Source organism: Streptomyces sp. NPDC000151 (genome assembly GCF_040301705.1).
Lineage (GTDB): Bacteria > Actinomycetota > Actinomycetes > Streptomycetales > Streptomycetaceae > Streptomyces.
Genome location: NZ_JBEPFC010000128.1, coordinates 1 through 16,389, shown reverse-complemented (window position 1 = coordinate 16,389; position 16,389 = coordinate 1). Strand labels below are relative to the sequence as shown.

13 protein-coding genes and 1 pseudogene are annotated in these 16,389 nt (G+C 72.0%); 5 read left to right on the top strand and 9 right to left on the bottom strand.

The features are described from left to right. Nucleotides 1–194: 194 nt before the first annotated feature. A complete protein-coding gene (locus tag ABT381_RS27700) occupies nucleotides 195–1,553 on the bottom strand; it encodes an aspartate aminotransferase family protein (RefSeq protein ID WP_351599296.1) in 1,359 nt (452 codons plus the stop codon). 270 nt (nucleotides 1,554–1,823) lie between these two features. Further along, nucleotides 1,824–2,393 (bottom strand): hypothetical protein, encoded by a 570-nt coding sequence (locus tag ABT381_RS27695; RefSeq protein ID WP_351599295.1) that lies wholly within the window; start codon nucleotides 2,391–2,393, stop codon nucleotides 1,824–1,826. Nucleotides 2,394–2,700: 307 nt separating this feature from the next. Here ABT381_RS27695 and ABT381_RS27690 point away from each other — a divergent pair, with 307 nt between their 5' ends. Then, nucleotides 2,701–3,477 (top strand): response regulator transcription factor, encoded by a 777-nt coding sequence (locus ABT381_RS27690; protein WP_351599294.1) that lies wholly within the window; start codon nucleotides 2,701–2,703, stop codon nucleotides 3,475–3,477. A gap of 5 nt (nucleotides 3,478–3,482) precedes the next feature. Continuing rightward, nucleotides 3,483–4,970: a sensor histidine kinase gene (locus tag ABT381_RS27685; RefSeq protein WP_351599293.1), complete on the top strand. Its 1,488-nt coding sequence runs from the start codon at nucleotides 3,483–3,485 to the stop codon at nucleotides 4,968–4,970. 70 nt (nucleotides 4,971–5,040) lie between these two features. On the opposite strand, the gene ABT381_RS27680 is transcribed toward ABT381_RS27685, so the two are convergent. Continuing rightward, a complete protein-coding gene (locus ABT381_RS27680) occupies nucleotides 5,041–5,847 on the bottom strand; it encodes a polyphosphate polymerase domain-containing protein (RefSeq protein ID WP_351599292.1) in 807 nt (268 codons plus the stop codon). After that, on the bottom strand, nucleotides 5,844–6,575 hold the full coding sequence (locus tag ABT381_RS27675; protein ID WP_351599291.1) for a DUF4956 domain-containing protein: 732 nt from the start codon (nucleotides 6,573–6,575) through the stop codon (nucleotides 5,844–5,846). Before ABT381_RS27675 ends, ABT381_RS27680 begins: the two co-directional genes overlap by 4 nt. Nucleotides 6,576–6,851: 276 nt before the next feature. On the opposite strand from ABT381_RS27675, the gene ABT381_RS27670 reads away from it, so the two are divergent. Both ABT381_RS27670 and ABT381_RS27665 read left to right on the top strand, forming a co-directional pair. Further along, nucleotides 6,852–7,835: a phosphatidylinositol-specific phospholipase C gene (locus ABT381_RS27670; protein WP_351599290.1), complete on the top strand. Its 984-nt coding sequence runs from the start codon at nucleotides 6,852–6,854 to the stop codon at nucleotides 7,833–7,835. Between the two features lie 213 nt (nucleotides 7,836–8,048). Continuing rightward, nucleotides 8,049–9,908: a serine/threonine-protein kinase gene (locus ABT381_RS27665; RefSeq protein WP_351599289.1), complete on the top strand. Its 1,860-nt coding sequence runs from the start codon at nucleotides 8,049–8,051 to the stop codon at nucleotides 9,906–9,908. Nucleotides 9,909–9,958: 50 nt separating this feature from the next. Here ABT381_RS27665 and ABT381_RS27660 read toward each other — a convergent pair whose 3' ends face one another. After that, complete coding sequence (locus tag ABT381_RS27660; RefSeq protein ID WP_351599288.1) at nucleotides 9,959–11,245, bottom strand: adenylosuccinate synthase; 1,287 nt, start codon at nucleotides 11,243–11,245, stop codon at nucleotides 9,959–9,961. A gap of 299 nt (nucleotides 11,246–11,544) precedes the next feature. Here ABT381_RS27660 and ABT381_RS27655 point away from each other — a divergent pair, with 299 nt between their 5' ends. Further along, complete coding sequence (locus tag ABT381_RS27655) at nucleotides 11,545–12,486, top strand: diacylglycerol kinase catalytic domain-containing protein (protein WP_351599287.1); 942 nt, start codon at nucleotides 11,545–11,547, stop codon at nucleotides 12,484–12,486. A 137-nt stretch (nucleotides 12,487–12,623) separates the two neighbouring features. Here the strand turns inward: ABT381_RS27655 and ABT381_RS27650 are convergent, their stop codons facing one another. The 4 genes and pseudogenes from ABT381_RS27650 to ABT381_RS27635 all read right to left on the bottom strand — a co-directional run. Continuing rightward, complete coding sequence (locus ABT381_RS27650; protein ID WP_351599286.1) at nucleotides 12,624–13,280, bottom strand: response regulator; 657 nt, start codon at nucleotides 13,278–13,280, stop codon at nucleotides 12,624–12,626. Continuing rightward, complete coding sequence (locus ABT381_RS27645; RefSeq protein WP_351599301.1) at nucleotides 13,277–14,581, bottom strand: sensor histidine kinase; 1,305 nt, start codon at nucleotides 14,579–14,581, stop codon at nucleotides 13,277–13,279. Before ABT381_RS27645 ends, ABT381_RS27650 begins: the two co-directional genes overlap by 4 nt. A gap of 150 nt (nucleotides 14,582–14,731) precedes the next feature. Continuing rightward, the gene (locus tag ABT381_RS27640; RefSeq protein WP_351599285.1) at nucleotides 14,732–15,946 is read right to left on the bottom strand and encodes a cytochrome P450; all 1,215 of its coding nucleotides are present in this window, start codon (nucleotides 15,944–15,946) and stop codon (nucleotides 14,732–14,734) included. A 26-nt stretch (nucleotides 15,947–15,972) separates the two neighbouring features. Next, a pseudogene (locus ABT381_RS27635) lies at nucleotides 15,973–16,389 on the bottom strand (alpha/beta hydrolase); the annotation flags it as partial.

Here is a 16,389-nt window from a genome sequence, read left to right as displayed (position 1 = left end):
CCTTTGTGTTGTTGGGTGGGGTAACCTTCTGGTTGGGGGGGTGTTGGGGCGCGTGCCACTGGGGGGGGGGGGTGGGGGGGGGGTCCGGGACCCCCAACCCCCCCCCCCCGCGGCCGGTCGGGCGGTCGGGCGGTCGGTCGGGCGGGCGGTCGAGAGGTCGGCCGGTCCGTCAGTCCGTCAGTCCGTCTACTCGGTCAGACCGTGTACGCGTCTGCCGTGGTCAGGGCCTCGTCGAGGGCTGCCAGGCCCTCCTTCGCCTCCGTCTCGGTGATCGTGCACGGCGGGACGACGTGCGTACGGTTCATGTTCAGGAACGGCCACAGCCCCCGCTCCTTGCACGCCGCCGCGAACTTCGCCATCGGGGCGTTGTCCGCGCCCGACGCGTTGTACGGCACCAGCGGCTCGTGCGTCTCACGGTTCTTGACCAGCTCGAGCGCCCAGAAGACACCCATGCCGCGCACCTCGCCCACCGACGGGTGGCGCTCGGCGATGTCCCGCAGCGCCGGGCCGATGACCTTCTCGCCGATCTCGGCCGCGTTCTCCACGATCCGCTCCTCCGCCATCGCGTTGATCGTCGCGACCGCGGAGGCGCAGGCCAGCGGGTGGCCTGAGTACGTCAGGCCGCCCGGGTAGGGGCGCTGGTCGAAGGTCGCGGCGATCTCCGCCGAGATCGCGACACCGCCCAGCGGCACATAGCCGCTGTTCACGCCCTTGGCGAAGGTCACCAGGTCGGGCACGACGTCGAAGTGGTCGAGCGCGAACCAGCGGCCCGTCCGCCCGAAGCCCGCCATGACCTCGTCCAGGATGAAGACGATGCCGTACCGGTCACAGATCTCGCGGACCCCGGCGAGGTAACCGGGCGGCGGGACCATGATGCCGGCGGTGCCCGGAATGGTCTCCAGGATGATCGCGGCGATCGACTGCGGGCCCTCGTAGGCGATGGTGTCCTCGAGGTGGCGCAGGGCGCGCTCGCACTCCTGCTGCTCGCTCTCCGCGTGGAACGGCGAGCGGTAGAGGTACGGGCCCCAGAAGTGCACCACGCCGGCCGACGCGGTGTCCGAGGGCCAGCGGCGCGGGTCCCCCGTGAGGTTGATCGCGGCCGCGGTGGCGCCGTGGTACGAGCGGTACGTGGAGAGCACCTTGGACCGGCCGGTGTGCAGCCGGGCCATGCGCACGGCGTTCTCGACCGCCTCGGCGCCGCCGTTGGTGAAGAAGATCTTGTCCAGGTCGCCGGGCGTGCGCTCGGCGATCAGCCGCGCGGCCTCGGACCGCACGTCCACGGCGAAGCCCGGCGCCAGGGTGCAGAGCTTGCCGGCCTGCTCCTGGATGGCGGTGACGACCTTCGGGTGCTGGTGGCCGATGTTGGTGTTGACCAGCTGCGAGGTGAAGTCGAGGTAGCGGTTGCCGTCGTAGTCCCACATGTACGAGCCCTCGGCGCCCGCGATCGGCAGCGGGTCTATCAGGCCCTGCGCCGACCAGGAGTGGAAGACGTGGGCACGGTCGGCGGCCTTCACGGCCGCGCCGACGGCGGGGTCTGGTTGCGTCGTGGTCACGGTCACTACCTCGGATCGCTCAGGGCCGCCAGGAAATCAGGAACGCGAGAACGCTGGACTGCGAGAACGCGGTAACGCGGGGCGGCGGACCCTCTCAGCCTAAGGATCACCACGACCGCGCCGGTACCGACAGTGTGTATGGCACTCACCACGCGCTCTGACAGGTTGTCGATCGTCGCTCGCGGCGGTCGGCAGCCGTCGGGCGCGGCCGGGCGCCGCCGGGCGTAGGCGGTTGCCGGTCGCCGTCACCTGCCGCCGGGCGCCTGGGGCTCAGTCGTCATCGTCGTCGTCATCGTGATCGCTGTCGGCTATGGGTACCGCCTTGGGGCGGCCGTCGTCGCACCGGACCGCGTACGTGAGGTCGTCGCCGTCGTCCAGCGGCTCGAACTCGATCGTCGCGACGTCGGAAGGCCCTCGCTTCACGGAGTCCATGTGGTACCCCGACGCCGGGCTCCACACCGTGAGGTACACCGTGCCGTCGGGACGGCATTCGGCGGTGGCGCTGCCGCCGGTGACATTGACGGTCCCCGTCCGCGCGGCGGAGCCGGGGGATGACGCCTCGCTGGAGGACGGCGTGGCGCCGTCGGAGGGCGAGCCGGACCCGCCGGAATCGGGGGCACCGGACTCGGCGGCGCCGCTGCCCGGATCAGAGGAGCCGGGAGGCCGCGCTGACGTACGCGCGGCCGCGAGCTTCTGGCGCACCCCGTCGTCATCGAGTGGCTCGGCCCGGCTGTTCCGCACCCCCATGTCGGCATTGGCCAGCGACCACGCGCCCAGCCCGCCCGCTCCCGCGAACGCGCAGACCCATACGGCGGTCACCACCGCGCTTCGCCACTTCATCGCGCGCCCCTCCCTTCCCGTACTCATCGATGCCTCGTCCCGGCCTCGGTCTTTTCTCACTCTGCCTGCTCGATCCGGCCCGCGTCGGTTTTCCACAGGCCCGATTTCACGTCCCGCCGCGATCATCGGCCTCGATCGGGTGAGCCGGTTGTCCACAGCGCCCGGTCCGCGCCTTCCGCGCCGCAGCGGGGAGGCGCGGACCAGGCACGATCCAGCCTCCCGCAGCTTTCCCTAACGCCCGGTTAAAGCGGTCCCAAAGCCTCCGGCCGACCGCCCGGAGGGAATCATCGCTGGTTACCGTGGCGGCATGTCCCACCTGCTCGTCGTCGAGGACGACCCCCAGCTGCGCAGTGCGCTCGTCCGGGCGCTGCGTGACCGCGGCCATGCCGTGGCCACCGCCGCGACCGGGATGTCCGGCCTCGACGCTGCCGTGACCGACCGCCCCGACCTCGTCGTCCTGGACCTCGGCCTGCCCGACGTGGACGGCGCGCAGGTCCTGCGGATGCTGCGGGCGGTCAGCGACGTACCGATCATCGTCGCCACCGCGCGCGACGAGGAGGGCGACATGGTCGCGGTGCTCGACGACGGCGCGGACGACTACATCGTCAAGCCGTTCGGCGCCGCGCAGCTGGACGCGCGGATCAAGGCGGTACTGCGCCGGCTGGGCACCGCGGAGCCGGAGGCGCCGCTCCGGGTGGGCGGGCTGGTCCTGGACTCGGCGGCGCGCGAGGTCGTACTGGACGGCGCGCCGCTGGATCTCACGCCCCGCGAGTTCGACCTGCTCCTGTACCTCGCCCGCCGCGCCGGCCAAGTGGTCTCGCGCCGGGAACTGCTCGCCGAGGTGTGGCAGCAGCCCCTCGGCGGCGCGGACAAGACGGTGGACGTCCATCTGTCCTGGCTGCGCCGCAAACTCGGCGAGACGGCCCAGAAGCCCCGCTATCTCCACACGGTCCGCACCGTGGGCGTCAAGCTCGCCGCCCCCGAGGAGGGCGTCGGCGAGGACGAGGGTGGCACGGGTGATGCTCGCGGGGCTCAGGGTGCCGGTCGGGCCGGCGGGACCGGCAGCTCGCGGATTGCGGAGTAATCCCGATGCGTCTCCGGATTCTGCTGGTCACGGCGGTGACCACCGCGCTCGTGCTCGCCACGCTCCTGGTGCCGCTCGCCCTGCTCACCCGTAGTCACGCCGCGGACCGGGCCACCGCGGACGCCACCGCCCGCGCGCAGTCACTGGCCGCGGGCATCGGTACCGCGCTGGCGCACCCCGGCCCCGAGGGCAGCCGGGCCACCGCCGCGTCGCTCGTGACGGCCGCCAACGGCGCGGACCTCCCGCGTACGTCGGTGATCCTCGCCGACGGGTCCGTGCTGGGCCCACCGGCGCGTGTCACGGACGCCGTGCGCCTGGCGCGTTACGGGCGTGCGTTCGCGTACGCGCCCCCCGAGGGCGGCCAGACCGTACTGGTCCCCGTACAGGGCACGTCGGGTGGCACCGCCGTCGTCCACGTCGCGCTGACGGACGAGCAGCTGTACGCGGGAACGCTCCCGTCATGGCTGGCGTTCGCCGGGCTCGGCGCCGGGCTCGTGCTCCTCGGGCTGCTGGTCGCCGACCGGCTGGGCGCGCGCCTGGTCGGCTCGACACGGCGGCTCGCGAAGGTCGCCGACCGGCTGGCGGCCGGCGATCTGACCGCACGCGCCGAGCCGGACGGGCCTCCGGAGCTGCGCCTGGTGGCCGGTGAACTCAACCACCTCGCCGGCCGTATCGAGGGGTTCCTCACCGCCGAACGGGAGAACGCGGCGGACCTGGCGCACCGCCTCCGTACCCCGGTCGCCGCGCTCCGCCTGGATGCGGAGGGGCTGCGCGACCCGGCCGAGGCGGAGCGGATCGCGGCGGACGTGGCGGCTCTGGAGCGCAGCGTGGACGAGGTCATCCGCACGGCGCGCAAGCCGCTGCGGGACGCCACGGGGCTCACCGGCGCGGGCGGCCCGTCCCGTGGCGGGGCCGGCGAACCGTCTGCCGACCTGGCCGCGGTGGCCCGCGAACGGGCGGACTTCTGGCGTCCGTTGGCCGAGGACCAGGGGCGCACGCTGGACTTTCGAGCCCCCGATGCGCCGGTGTACGTACGGGCGGACGAAGCGGAGCTGGCAGCGGCGGTCGACGCCCTCATCGGCAACGTCTTCGACCACACCCCGGAGGGCGTGGGCATGCGCCTGTCCGTGTCGGCCGCGGCCGGGCAGGCGTACGGGGGCAGTACCGCGGACGGGGTCGGCGACGGCTCCGCACCCGGGCGCGCGAGCAGGCGTACGGGCCCGGAAACCGGCGGCCGCACGGGCGGACGCACCGGCGGTCTGCTGGTCATCGAGGACGACGGGCCCGGCTTCCCGGAGGGCCACGTCCCGCAGCGGGGCAAGAGCGGCGGCGGCTCCACCGGTCTCGGCCTGGACATCGTCCGCCGTGTCGCGGAGGAGTCCGGCGGACGTACGGAGCTGACCGCCGCGCGGCAGGCGAGCGGCGGGGAAGACACCCCGGGTGACGGCCGGGGCGCCCGCGTGGAGGCCCATCTCGGCGGACCGCCGGCGTAGCGCCGGCGGAGGGGCCGGTGCACGCCATCGCGGCGGCAGCCTGACGGGGGCCCACCGTGCCGCCGCGCCGTCAGGCCGCGTACGGCTCCGTCGGAGTGAAGACCCGCCGCGTGGCGCGGCGCCAGGCGTTCGCGGTCAGGTCAGGGCGGAGGGCCGAGAGCGCGCCGCAGTACTTCGTGAATTCGGCCGGGCGAACGCCATAACCGTGCAGCAGACGGTCGGCCTCGGTCAGACGTCCGTCCGTCTTGGACTCGACGAGCACCAGGCCCCCATCGGCACGGACCGAGCGCCCGGTGCGCGGATCGCGGCAGACCATGCCCGCGTCGCAGGTGATGCGCTGGCCATCGGCCACGAAGGTCGCGCGCTGGTAGTCGGTGACGAGCGAGGTGGCGAGGTCCGTGGGGGCCGCCATGTCGTACGTACGGCGCAGGACCGAGGCGAGGAAGTCGCGCGGGGCCCGGTCCAGCGCGGTGTCGCCGGGCAGCATAGGCTGCCGGAACTTCACGGTCTCCCCGCGCCCGCTCTTGAGCTTGATCTCGAACTGGCGCTCGCCGGTGTCCTCGTACAGCCGCTCCCGGATCTTGAAGCGGAGCCGCCGTCCCTGCCGGTGGTCGTGGAAGGCACGCAGGTCGGGCGTGTCGTAGTACAGGGAGTTGTACCGGAACCAGCGGCGGCCGTTGATGCACAGCGACTTGAAGGGCCCATCGGGGCGCTTCGGGTCGGTCAGCCGGGCCGCGAAATCGGCGAAGATCTCGACCGGTACGAGGTAGCTGTTGTCGTGGCGGGCCAGCAGTTCGGCGCGGGCCTGCACCTCGGCGAGGGGGATGGGATGCGCGGCCAGTGCGGCGCGTCCGATGGCACGTACGGCGGGGTTCACACGGTCTCCTTCGAGGCGTTGGCGGTACGTCCGGAGGGGATGTCGGTGGTGCGGTCGGCGCGGCGCGGGTCGGTGGTGTCCGCGAACACGTTGGGGGATGTCCTGCGGGGCGTTTCGTGGGACGTTTCGTGGGATGTCTCGTGAGGCGTACGAGCGGCAGCGGCGGAACGTTCCATCTCGCGGTAGCGGACGTCCACGACCATCACGTCCCGGACAAAGTCCACCTGCTTGACGGTCCAGTCGAGCGGCTCACCCACCCGGCGGGCCAGATCGGCGCGGAGTTCGGCCGGATCCGGGTGCACGGTGTCGAGCGTGACGACCGTGCGCCGGCTGCGGGTCAGCAGCTTGGGGTGGTCGGCGCACCAGATGACGAAGAGCAGCAGCACGGCGAAGAGCGCGGCGAGCCCCAGCTCCAGCTGCGGCAGCCCGCACAGCAGGCCCAGGACGAGGGTGGTGAAGTAGTACGCCACCTCCTCGTGCTGGATGGAATCCGACCGCAGCCGGATGATCGAGAGCACGCCGAACAGGCCGAAGGCCAGCGCCGTACCGCCGCTCCCGTTGACTCTCGCGAGCGCCGCGACGACCGAGAAGAGGGCGACGTTGAGCGCGAGGTAGGCCGGTACGAGGTCCCGGCGCCGGTGCCGCGGGTAGTAGATGGCGAATGTCAGCGCGCACACCGCGGCCAGGTCGAGTCCCAGATGGGCGGCCAGTTGTCCGAAAGTGATCATTGCTTTCCCTGTCCGGTCACGGGTGGCCGATCTGCCCGGTGGCCACGTTTCCTGCGTTTCGCTCCCCTGGCGTGGCGCAGCGCGGCACGGCGACGGCGGGAGGCACAGGGAAAACGTAGGAACCGGCGGGTTAAGCGCGCCCCTCTCGTGCGTTAAGGAAAGGCGTTAACGGAGTACCGCTGTTTCTTCGGTCTCACCCATCCCGCCTCCCCCTTACGGCTACTCTCACCACACGCAGCTCTGCCGGACGCAGTCAGAGGGGGAGACCGCATGTCCATGAGTCGTCGAGGCTTCGTCGCCGCGGCCGTGGCCGGGTCCGCCACCGCCCTGCTCGCCCCCGGAGCGTCCGCCCGCGCGCTGACGTCCCCCACCGCCCCGGCCGCCGGCCGCCCTTCCGTAGCGGCCGATCCCGCCCGGTGGATGGCCGCGCTGCCCGACGGCACCCCGCTGACCCGGCTGACCATCCCCGGTACGCACGACACCTGCGCCACCGACCCGATGAACGGCACGGAGTGGTCGCACACCCAGAACATGGGCATTCCGGAGCAACTGCGGCGCGGCATACGGTTCTTCGACATCCGCTGCGGCGCGCCGCCCTCGGACGTGCCCGACGAACTCGGCATCTACCACGCGTCGTACTACCAGGACATCACCTTCAACACCGTCCTCCATCAGTGCCGCGACTTCCTGCGGGCTTCCCCGGGCGAAACCGTGCTGATGCGCGTCAAGAACGAGCACGGGCTGACCGATGCGCAGCTCAGTGCCAAGTTCGGCGAGTATCTGGGAGCCAAGGGCTACGGGGATCTCTTCCTCATCGAGCCCGCCCTTCCGGCGCTCGGCGCGGCGCGCGGCAAGGTCGTGCTCATCACGCAGTTCGCCTCCGGGCTGCGTGCACCGGCCTGGCCCACGGGCGACAACGGCACCTTCTCCAACGAGTGGTTCGAGCTGCAGGACCACTACGCGACGTCCGTCGACGCCAAACGGCAGGACATCCTGCGGCACTTCGACGCCGCCGCGGCCCATCAGGACTCCGGCCGGCTCTTCCTCAACTTCACCAGCCTCGCTCCGGACGCGGCCAACGGCTTCCGCTGGCCCAAGCACCTCGCCGACGCCATCATGCCGACCGTCCTGGGCTACCTCGACGGCCATCAGCAGCCCGGCGTCCACCTCGGGGTCGTGGTCATGGACTTCCCCGAATTCCACGCCCCTGCCACCGAATCGCTCATCGCCCGCAATTTCCCCGCGGCTGCGAACTCCTGATCCGGCCTCACCCCGAGCCCCCATGTCATCCCCCGTTCGCGAACCCTCACTTCGCATCGTCACTCACTCTGTGTGACGAACGTGTCGGCGCGATCGTTCCCGCCTCGTGACGCCCCGGCTGCCACCACGCGATCCCCCGCGGCCTACGCTCGGCTGACGATGCCGGCACGGGACGCGACGGCAACGGCAGAGGGAACGGGGAGGGTGCCGCGCATGGACGGCCTCAAGGGACTGACCACCGAGGACCCGAGGACGATCGGCGACTACCGCCTGCTCGGCCGGCTGGGCACCGGCGGCATGGGGCGGGTCTACCTCGCGCGTTCCGAAGGCGGGCGGACCGTGGCCGTGAAGCTGGTCAAGGCCGAACTGGCGGTCGAACAGGAGTTCCGGGACCGGTTCCGGGCCGAGGTCGCAGCCGCGCGGCGGGTGGGCGGCCGGTGGACCGCGCCCGTACTGGACGCCGACACCGAAGCGCAGGTGCCGTGGGTGGCGACCGGATACATCGCGGGCCCGTCGCTGAGCGAGGTCGTGGAGGGCATGCACGGGCCGCTTCCGGAGTACTCGGTCAAGCGGCTCGCCTACGGGCTGTCCAGCGCGCTGCTCGACATCCACGGCGTCGGCCTGGTGCACCGCGACCTCAAGCCGTCCAACGTCCTGCTGACCATCGACGGCCCGCGCGTGATCGACTTCGGCATCGCACGGGCGCTGGACGCGGTGAGCGAGCACACCCAGACGCAGGCGGGCATGGTCGTCGGCTCGCCGAGCTTCATGTCGCCCGAGCAGGTGCGCGGCGACCGGATCACGCCCGCCAGCGACGTCTTCTGCCTGGGTTCGGTGCTCGCGTACGCGGCGTCCGGGCGGATGCCCTTCGGCTCGCTCGTCTCGGGCGTGCACTCCGTGATGTTCCGCGTCGCCGAGTCCGACCCCGACCTCGAAGCCGTACCGGAGTCCTTGCGGGAGCTGATCGGCGGCTGCCTGACGAAGAGCGCGGCGGAGCGGCCGGCCCCGGAAGAGATCATTTCCGCGATCGGGCCGGTGAGCAGCGGTGGAGCGGCCGCTCCCTGGCTGCCGGCCGAGCTCATCGCCCGGCTGGGGCAGCACGCCGTACAGCTGCTGGACACGGACACGCCGCCCTCGGGGCAGCCGGCGCGCCCGGGGCACACGGAGCCGCCCACCACGATCCTGCCGTCGGGATCAGGATCGGTACCGGGCTCCGGACCGCAAGCGAGTACGGAATCCGGTCCGGCAGCGAGTACGGGCTCCGGCAGCACGCCCGCCCCCGCGCCGGCCCGTCGGCGCCGCTGGCCCCTCGTCCTCGGGGCCCTCGCCGTCGTGATCGCCGCCGCCGGTGTCGCGGCGGTCGCCGTGCCCGCGCTGGGCGGCGGCGCGCAGCACGAGGGCGGCTCGGACATCCCGGCCGACTACGTGGGCACCTGGACCGGCGACGTGGAGCGGGACGGGGTGCCCACGGGGCAGCAGCGGCGGTTCGTGATCTCCCGCGGGAGCGTCGGCGAGGTGGTCGCCAACAGCATCAGCCTCGGCGCCACGTACGAGTGCAAGAGCGACGGGAAGCTGGTCTCGGTGTCGGACACCGAAGGGCTGCGGCTGGACACCACCGTGGTGGGGTCCGCGCCCGAAGGACGCTGCTCGGCCCTGGGCGAGCACAGCCTCAAGCGGGGGCCGCGGAAGGACACCCTCGTATGGAGCGCGGCGGGGCGCACGGCGACGCTGCGCCCCGCGGGCCACGAGGTGGTCCCGACGGCGTACCTGGGCACCTGGGAGCGCCCGAACGCCGACGGTGTGGGCACCCAGCGGGTGACGATCAAGCGCACCCCTGTGGGGAGCCCCGCCGTGACGATCGACGTACAGGGCAGCGGCGGGCACTGCACGGCGCGCGCGGACTTCTACTCGGCCGACGGGAAGCTCTCCGTCGGCCCCTCCGTGGTGCAGCGCCGCGCACCGGGGTGCGCGGCCGCCAGTTCGTCCGTCTTCAGGATCGCGGGCGACGGCTCCCTGGTGCGCGAGTTCCGCGGAAACGACAAGCAGCCGCGTACCTACACGAAGGTGCGGTGAACGCGGCTGCTGACCGTCGCGGTCGGCCCCTACGGAGCCTGACGCACGCCTCAGTCCAGGAACGAGTTGATCTGGATCGTCTCGTCGCGGCCCGGGCCGACGCCAATGGCGGAGATCGGAGCGCCGGACATGTCCTCCAGCGCCTTCACGTACGCCTGGGCGTTCTTCGGGAGCTCGGCAAAGGTCTTGGCCTTGGTGATGTCCTCGGACCAGCCCGGCAGCATCTCGTAGACCGGCTTCGCGTGGTGGAAGTCGCTCTGGTTGTGCGGCAGCTCCTCGACCCGCTTGCCGTCGACCTCGTAGGCGACGCAGACCGGGATCTGCTCCCAGCCGGTGAGCACGTCGAGCTTGGTCAGGAAGAAGTCGGTGAGGCCGTTGACCCGGGTCGCGTAGCGCGCGATGACCGCGTCGAACCAGCCGCAGCGACGGTCGCGACCGGTGGTCACACCGCGCTCGCCACCGATGGTGCGCAGCGCCTCGCCGTCCTTGTCGAACAGCTCGGTCGGGAACGGACCGGCGCCGACGCGCGTGGTGTACGCCTTGAGGATGCCGATGACCCGGCTGATCTTCGTCGGACCGACGCCCGCACCGGTGCAGGCACCGCCGGCGGTCGGGTTCGACGAGGTCACGAAGGGGTACGTGCCGTGGTCGACGTCCAGGAGGGTGCCCTGGCCGCCCTCGAAGAGGACGACCTTGCCCTCGTCGATGGCGTCGTTGAGGATCAGCGTGGTGTCGGCCACGTAGCCCTTGATCTGGTCCGCGTAGCCGAGCATCTCCTCGACGACCTGCTCGGCGACCACCGCGCGGTGGTTGTAGAGCTTGGCCAGCACCTGGTTCTTGAAGTCGAGGGCCGCCTCGACCTTCTGCAGCAGGATCGACTCGTCGAACAGGTCCTGCACGCGGATGCCGGTGCGGTTGATCTTGTCGGCGTAGGTCGGGCCGATGCCGCGCCCCGTGGTGCCGATCTTCCGCTTGCCGAGGAAGCGCTCGGTCACCTTGTCGACGGTGATGTTGTACGGCGTGATCAGATGGGCGTTACCGCTGACCAGCAGCTTGGACGTGTCGACGCCGCGCTCGTTCAGTCCGCTCAGCTCGGAGAGCAGGACCGCCGGGTCGACGACGACACCGTTACCGATGACCGGGGTGCACCCCGGCGAGAGGATCCCGGAAGGGAGCAGGTGCAGTGCGTACTTCTGGTCGCCCACGACGACCGTGTGGCCGGCATTGTTGCCGCCCTGATAGCGCACTACATAGTCAACGGATCCACCGAGCAGGTCGGTGGCCTTTCCCTTGCCCTCGTCACCCCACTGAGCACCGAGCAGCACAAGTGCGGGCACAGGCGTACACCCCTTCCGGGCGGGGCATGTCCAACGTGCGAGCGGCTCACTGCCTGGTGCAGCCGCCGCGCGAGCCGTCGAACCGGTGCCCCGGATAGACGAAGCCCCTGGCGCAACAACGACAGGGGCTCTTGCACCGAGAGATTACCGAACATTTCTCTCGGGCGACGAACAGGACAGTCCCGGGCGCCCGGCCACCGCCGGGATACGGGGGCCGGCGGTGGCCGCTACGACTGTTTTGTCCCCCGTCCCGTCCGAGTCCGTTCCCCGAGAGAACGCAAGCCCTAGGAAGGACCGAGGTGTCGGCTCCAGACCTTGCCGGGCGCTCCCTGCTCGTGGTCATCGACCCGGTCGCCCGCCGTGTGGACGGCGAGTCCGTGCGTATCGCCAAAGACGTCCTGTGCGCGGCCGCGACCACGAAGATCTGCTTTCCGGACGACCCCGGGGAATTCGCCCGGGTGCTCGCCCGAAGGGGGCAACGCCGCCCTGTGGTGATCGGCGACGACCGCGCCCTCCTGCGCGCCGTCGAGCTGCTCCACAAGGAGCGCGAGCTGCCTCGCGTGACCCTCTCGATGGTGCCGGTCGGGATGCCCTCCGCCATCGCGCTGAGCCGGGCGCTGGGCGTCCCCACGGACACCGTGACCGCCGCGCGCGCCGTCCTGGACGGCCAGGAACGCATCCTCGACCTGCTCTCCGACGACAGCGACGGGATCGTGCTGGGCGGGCTGCGCATCCCTGGCGGCGACCCGGCCGAGCAGGCCGCACAACCCGCCCGTACGGCCGCTGAGGGGCCCCGGGTGCCCGCGCAGCGTCCCTGGTGGGCCCCGGCCGCCCGGACCGCCAGAGCGGCCCTGTCGCTGCTCACGGCGCCCGTTCCGGGCGGCGGGCGGCGCGACGGGCGGCTGCCGCCGCGGCTCCGTGTGGAGGCGGACGGCGTCGTACTGGCGGACCTGGACCGGCCGGTGCACCGGGTGTCGGTCGCGCCCGTGGGCTGTACGGCGCCGGAGGGCGCGGCGCCGGGCGATGGGGCGGCGTACCCCTCGCAGGAGCCCGAAGGGCTGGCCGAGGTGATCGTGCAGTGGCAGGCCACGGAGGCGCCGGTACGGGTACGGGCGCGGGCCGTGACGGTCTCCGGGCCCGACTTCCGCTACCGGGCGGACGCGGTGATCGGCGGGCCGGTCAGGACGCGGACGTGGACGGTCCAGCCGGCCGCGTGGCGGCTGACGCTGCCCCGGAGGTGAGGCCGCCCGGAGGTGACGCTTCTCACTCTTCGTGAGCGATGCCCGGACGGGGCCGGGACGGGTGATGCCGCATTCATTGTCCACAGCCTGTGGACAATGAATGCGGCTTCGGCTTTCTCAATGCGACTTCGGCTTTCTCAGAGGCCCGGGGTGACCAGGCCGGTCTCGTAGGCGAAGACGGCGGCCTGGGTGCGGTCGCGGAGGCCGAGCTTCACCAGGATGCGGCTCACGTGCGTCTTGATCGTGGACTCGGCCACGACGAGATGGGCGGCGATCTCGCCGTTGGAGAGGCCCTGGGCGACCAGTACCAGGACCTCCGTCTCCCGTTCGGTGAGATCGCCGATGCGTTCCTGGGCGGGCGGCCGGGGCGCGCCCAGCCGGGAGAACTCCGAGATCAGCCGCTTGGTCACGGCCGGTGCGAGCAGCGCTTCGCCGGCTGCCACGATCCGTACGCCGTCGGCCAGCTGACCGGCGGACGCGTCCTTGAGCAGGAAGCCGCTGGCTCCCACGCGGAGCGCTTGGTACACGTACTCGTCCAGGTCGAAGGTGGTCAGAACGAGCACCTTGGCGTCCGCGTCGGCGGCGACGATCTCGCGGGTCGCGTCGAGGCCGTTGACCTCCGGCATACGGATGTCCATCAGGACGACGTCCGGGCGCAGGGCCGCGACCTTTTCGACGGCGTCGCGGCCGTTCACCGCCTCGCCCACGACTTCGATGTCCGGCATGGCGTTGAGGAGGACCGAGAAGCCCTCGCGGACCATGACCTGGTCGTCGACGATCAGGACCTTGATCATGCTTGCGGCCTCTCCGGGGAGACGGGGGAGGTGGTATCGGAGTTCGGTGGCGCGGGGGTGGCCGCCGGGAGGAAGACCGTGACCTCGTATCCGCCGTCGTCCGTCGGGCCGTTGGTCATCTCGCCGTTGAGCATGCCGACGCGTTCGTGCATGCCGAGGACGCCGTGGCCCGCGCCGGGGGACGGCTTGGCCAGGCGGTTCGGGGGGCCGTTGACGATGCGGAGGCCCAGACCGCCCAGTACGTACGCGACTTCGACCCGCGCCTCCGCGCCCGGTGCGTGCCGGAGCGTGTTGCTCAGCGCTTCCTGGACGATGCGGTACGCCGACAGCTCCACGCCCTGCGGCAGCGGCCGTACCGCCCCCGTCACCACAGCCGCGACCGTCAGCCCCGCGCCGCGCACGCTCTCCACCAGCGCGTCCAGGTCGGCGAGGGTCGGCTGCGGCGCCTCCGGACCGGCGAAGGCGTCCGGGTCCTCGGAGCGTACGACGCCCAGGATGCGCCGCAGTTCGTCGAGTGCTGCCACGACGTTCTCGCGGATCGTCGTGAAGGCGATGGCCAGCTCGGGCGGCGTGTCCTGGACGCGGTACGGCGCGGCCTCCGCCTGGATGGCGATCACCGACATGTGGTGCGCGACGACATCGTGCAGCTCGCGGGCGATGGTCGCGCGCTCCTCCAGAAGGGTGCGGCGCGACCGCTCCTCGGCGGTGACCGTACGGGTCTGCACGACCTGCTGCCGTTCCTCGCGCCAGGCACGTACGGCCGCGGCGGCCAACAGGACGACGCCGCTCATGACCGCCAGTTCCGGCAGGCCGGACCCGCCGGCGCCGAAGACGGCGACACCGGGCATGAGGACGACGAACGTCACCACCCACATCTCCGGGGCCAGGCGGGGCCGGGTACGCAGGACGACCAGGGTCATCGTCCCGAGGTGCGCGAGAAGCGCAAGCTGCCAGCTGTCGCCGCTGAGCAGTCCCAAGCCCACGGCCAGCAGCGACACCCAGAACGCCCCGACCGGGCGGACGAGTGTCATCGCGGGCGGGCCCGCGACGAGTACGCCGAAGACCAGCGGCAGCAACGACAGGCCGGAGCCGTCCGAAACGGCGGAGACGGCCAGCAGTACGCAGGCGGCGAAGCCGATGACGAGCGCGTGTGGGAGCCAGCGCAGGCTCCGGCCGATCCGGGACGGCAGCCAGGGCACCCAGCCGGCCGCCTTCTCGCCGTCCAGCGGGGGCATCGGATGGAAGGCGAAGGCGTGGGTGAACAGATCCCGGCGCAGGCCGCGGAGCGCGCCGCTCGCCATCCGGGCTTCAGGGCCGTTCACGTACTGAGGTGTCTCGTTCACGCCCACCACGGTATGTACGGGGGCGGGCGGTGGCGTCCGGCCCAGTGGGGATCTGCGCGGGTCCGTCTCAAGTACTACGCGCCACCGGCCGGCCCTGGTCTCGTCTCCTCAGACCTCGACCAGCAGTTCCTCCAGGCCCCTGATCACGAAGTTCGGCTTCCAGGACGGTTCGGCGGCGAGGCGGAGGGAAGGGGCGGCGCGCAGCAGGGCCCTGAAGGAGGCGGCCAGTTCGAGGCGGGCGAGCGGGGCACCCAGGCAGTAGTGGATGCCGGCGCCGAGGGAGACGTGCGGGTTGTCCGCGCGGGACAGGTCCAGCTCCTCAGGGCGGTCGAAGCGCGCCGGGTCGCGGTTGGCCGAGCCGAAGAGAAGGGCGACCTCCGCGCCCCTCGGGATCACCGTGCCGTCGATCTCGATGTCGTCCAGCACCCAGCGCTCGAAGAGCTGGAGCGGTGTGGCGTACCGGAGCAGTTCCTCGACGGCGGTCGGCAGCAGCGCGTCCGGTGCGGCGCGCAACGCGGCCAGCTGCTCGGGGTGGCGGAAGAGGGCCAGCCAGCCGTTGGCCGTGGTGTTGACCGTCGCCTCGTGGCCCGCGTTGAGCAGCAGGACGCAGGTGGAGATCATCTCCTGCTCGTTCAGCCGGTCGCCCTCGTCGTACGCCGCGATCAGGCCGCTGATCAGGTCCTCCCCCGGCTCCTTGCGCCGCGCGGCGATCAACTCCCGTAGATAGGCAGAGAATTCGAGGGACGCCTGTACCGCGCGCCGCGCCGTCTCCTCGCCCGGCTTCAGCTCGTACATCCCGCAGATCGCCGCCGACCAGGGGCGCAGCAGCGGCCGGTCGGCCTCCGGGATGCCGAGCATTTCCGCGATGACCGCGACGGGCAGGGGTTCGGCGATCGCGGTCAGCAGGTCGCCGCCGCCCGCCGCGACGAAGTCCGCGACCAGGCCGTCCACCAAGTGCTCGACGACGGGCGCCAGTTGCTCGACCGTGCGGGGCGTGAACGCCTTCGACACCAGGCGGCGCAGGCGGGTGTGGTCCGGCGGCTCCAGGTCGAGCAGGCCGTTGTCGTTGAGTACGTGGAAGGGCTCGTGCGCGGGCGGGGGCGGGGTGCGGCCGAACTCCTCGTGGGTGAAGCGGTGCAGATACGTACGGCCGAGGCGGCGGTCCCGCAGCAGCGCGCCGACGTCCGCGTGCCGCGGTACCAGCCATTGGTCGCTGGGCGGGAAGTAGTGCACCCGGCCCGCTTCGCGCAGCCCGGCGAAGCCGGGGTAGGGGTCGGCGACGAACTCGGGCGACCAGGGGTCGAATGCGGCTACGGCTGCCATGGGGGGACGGTACCGCCGGACACCCGTCATGCGTCAGGGGTGGGCCGTGGTTCCGACCGTTCCTCCCGGGACGCCTCCCGCAGCGCGGTCACCAGCGCTCCGCACGCCGCCGTGCCCGGGGTGACGGCCGCGTAGTGCCCGACGCCTGACAGTTCGCGCACGGCGGGCGCGCCGCGGCCGGTGTCGCGGTGCGCGGCGACGTACCGCCGCGACAGCTCGACCGGGACGTCGGGGTCGTCCGTACCGTGCAGGACCGTCACGGGTACGCGGGGCGGCAGCCGTACGGGGTCGACTTCGGCGATACGTTCCGCCACTCCCGCGCCGGTCAGGAACTCCGCCACCGCGCCTTCGCTGAGCCGGAGTTCATGGGCGCGGGCGAGGTCGGCGACGGGGGCGACGGCGACGGCCGCGGTGACCGGGCCCGGCCGGGCGGCCGCCCAGAG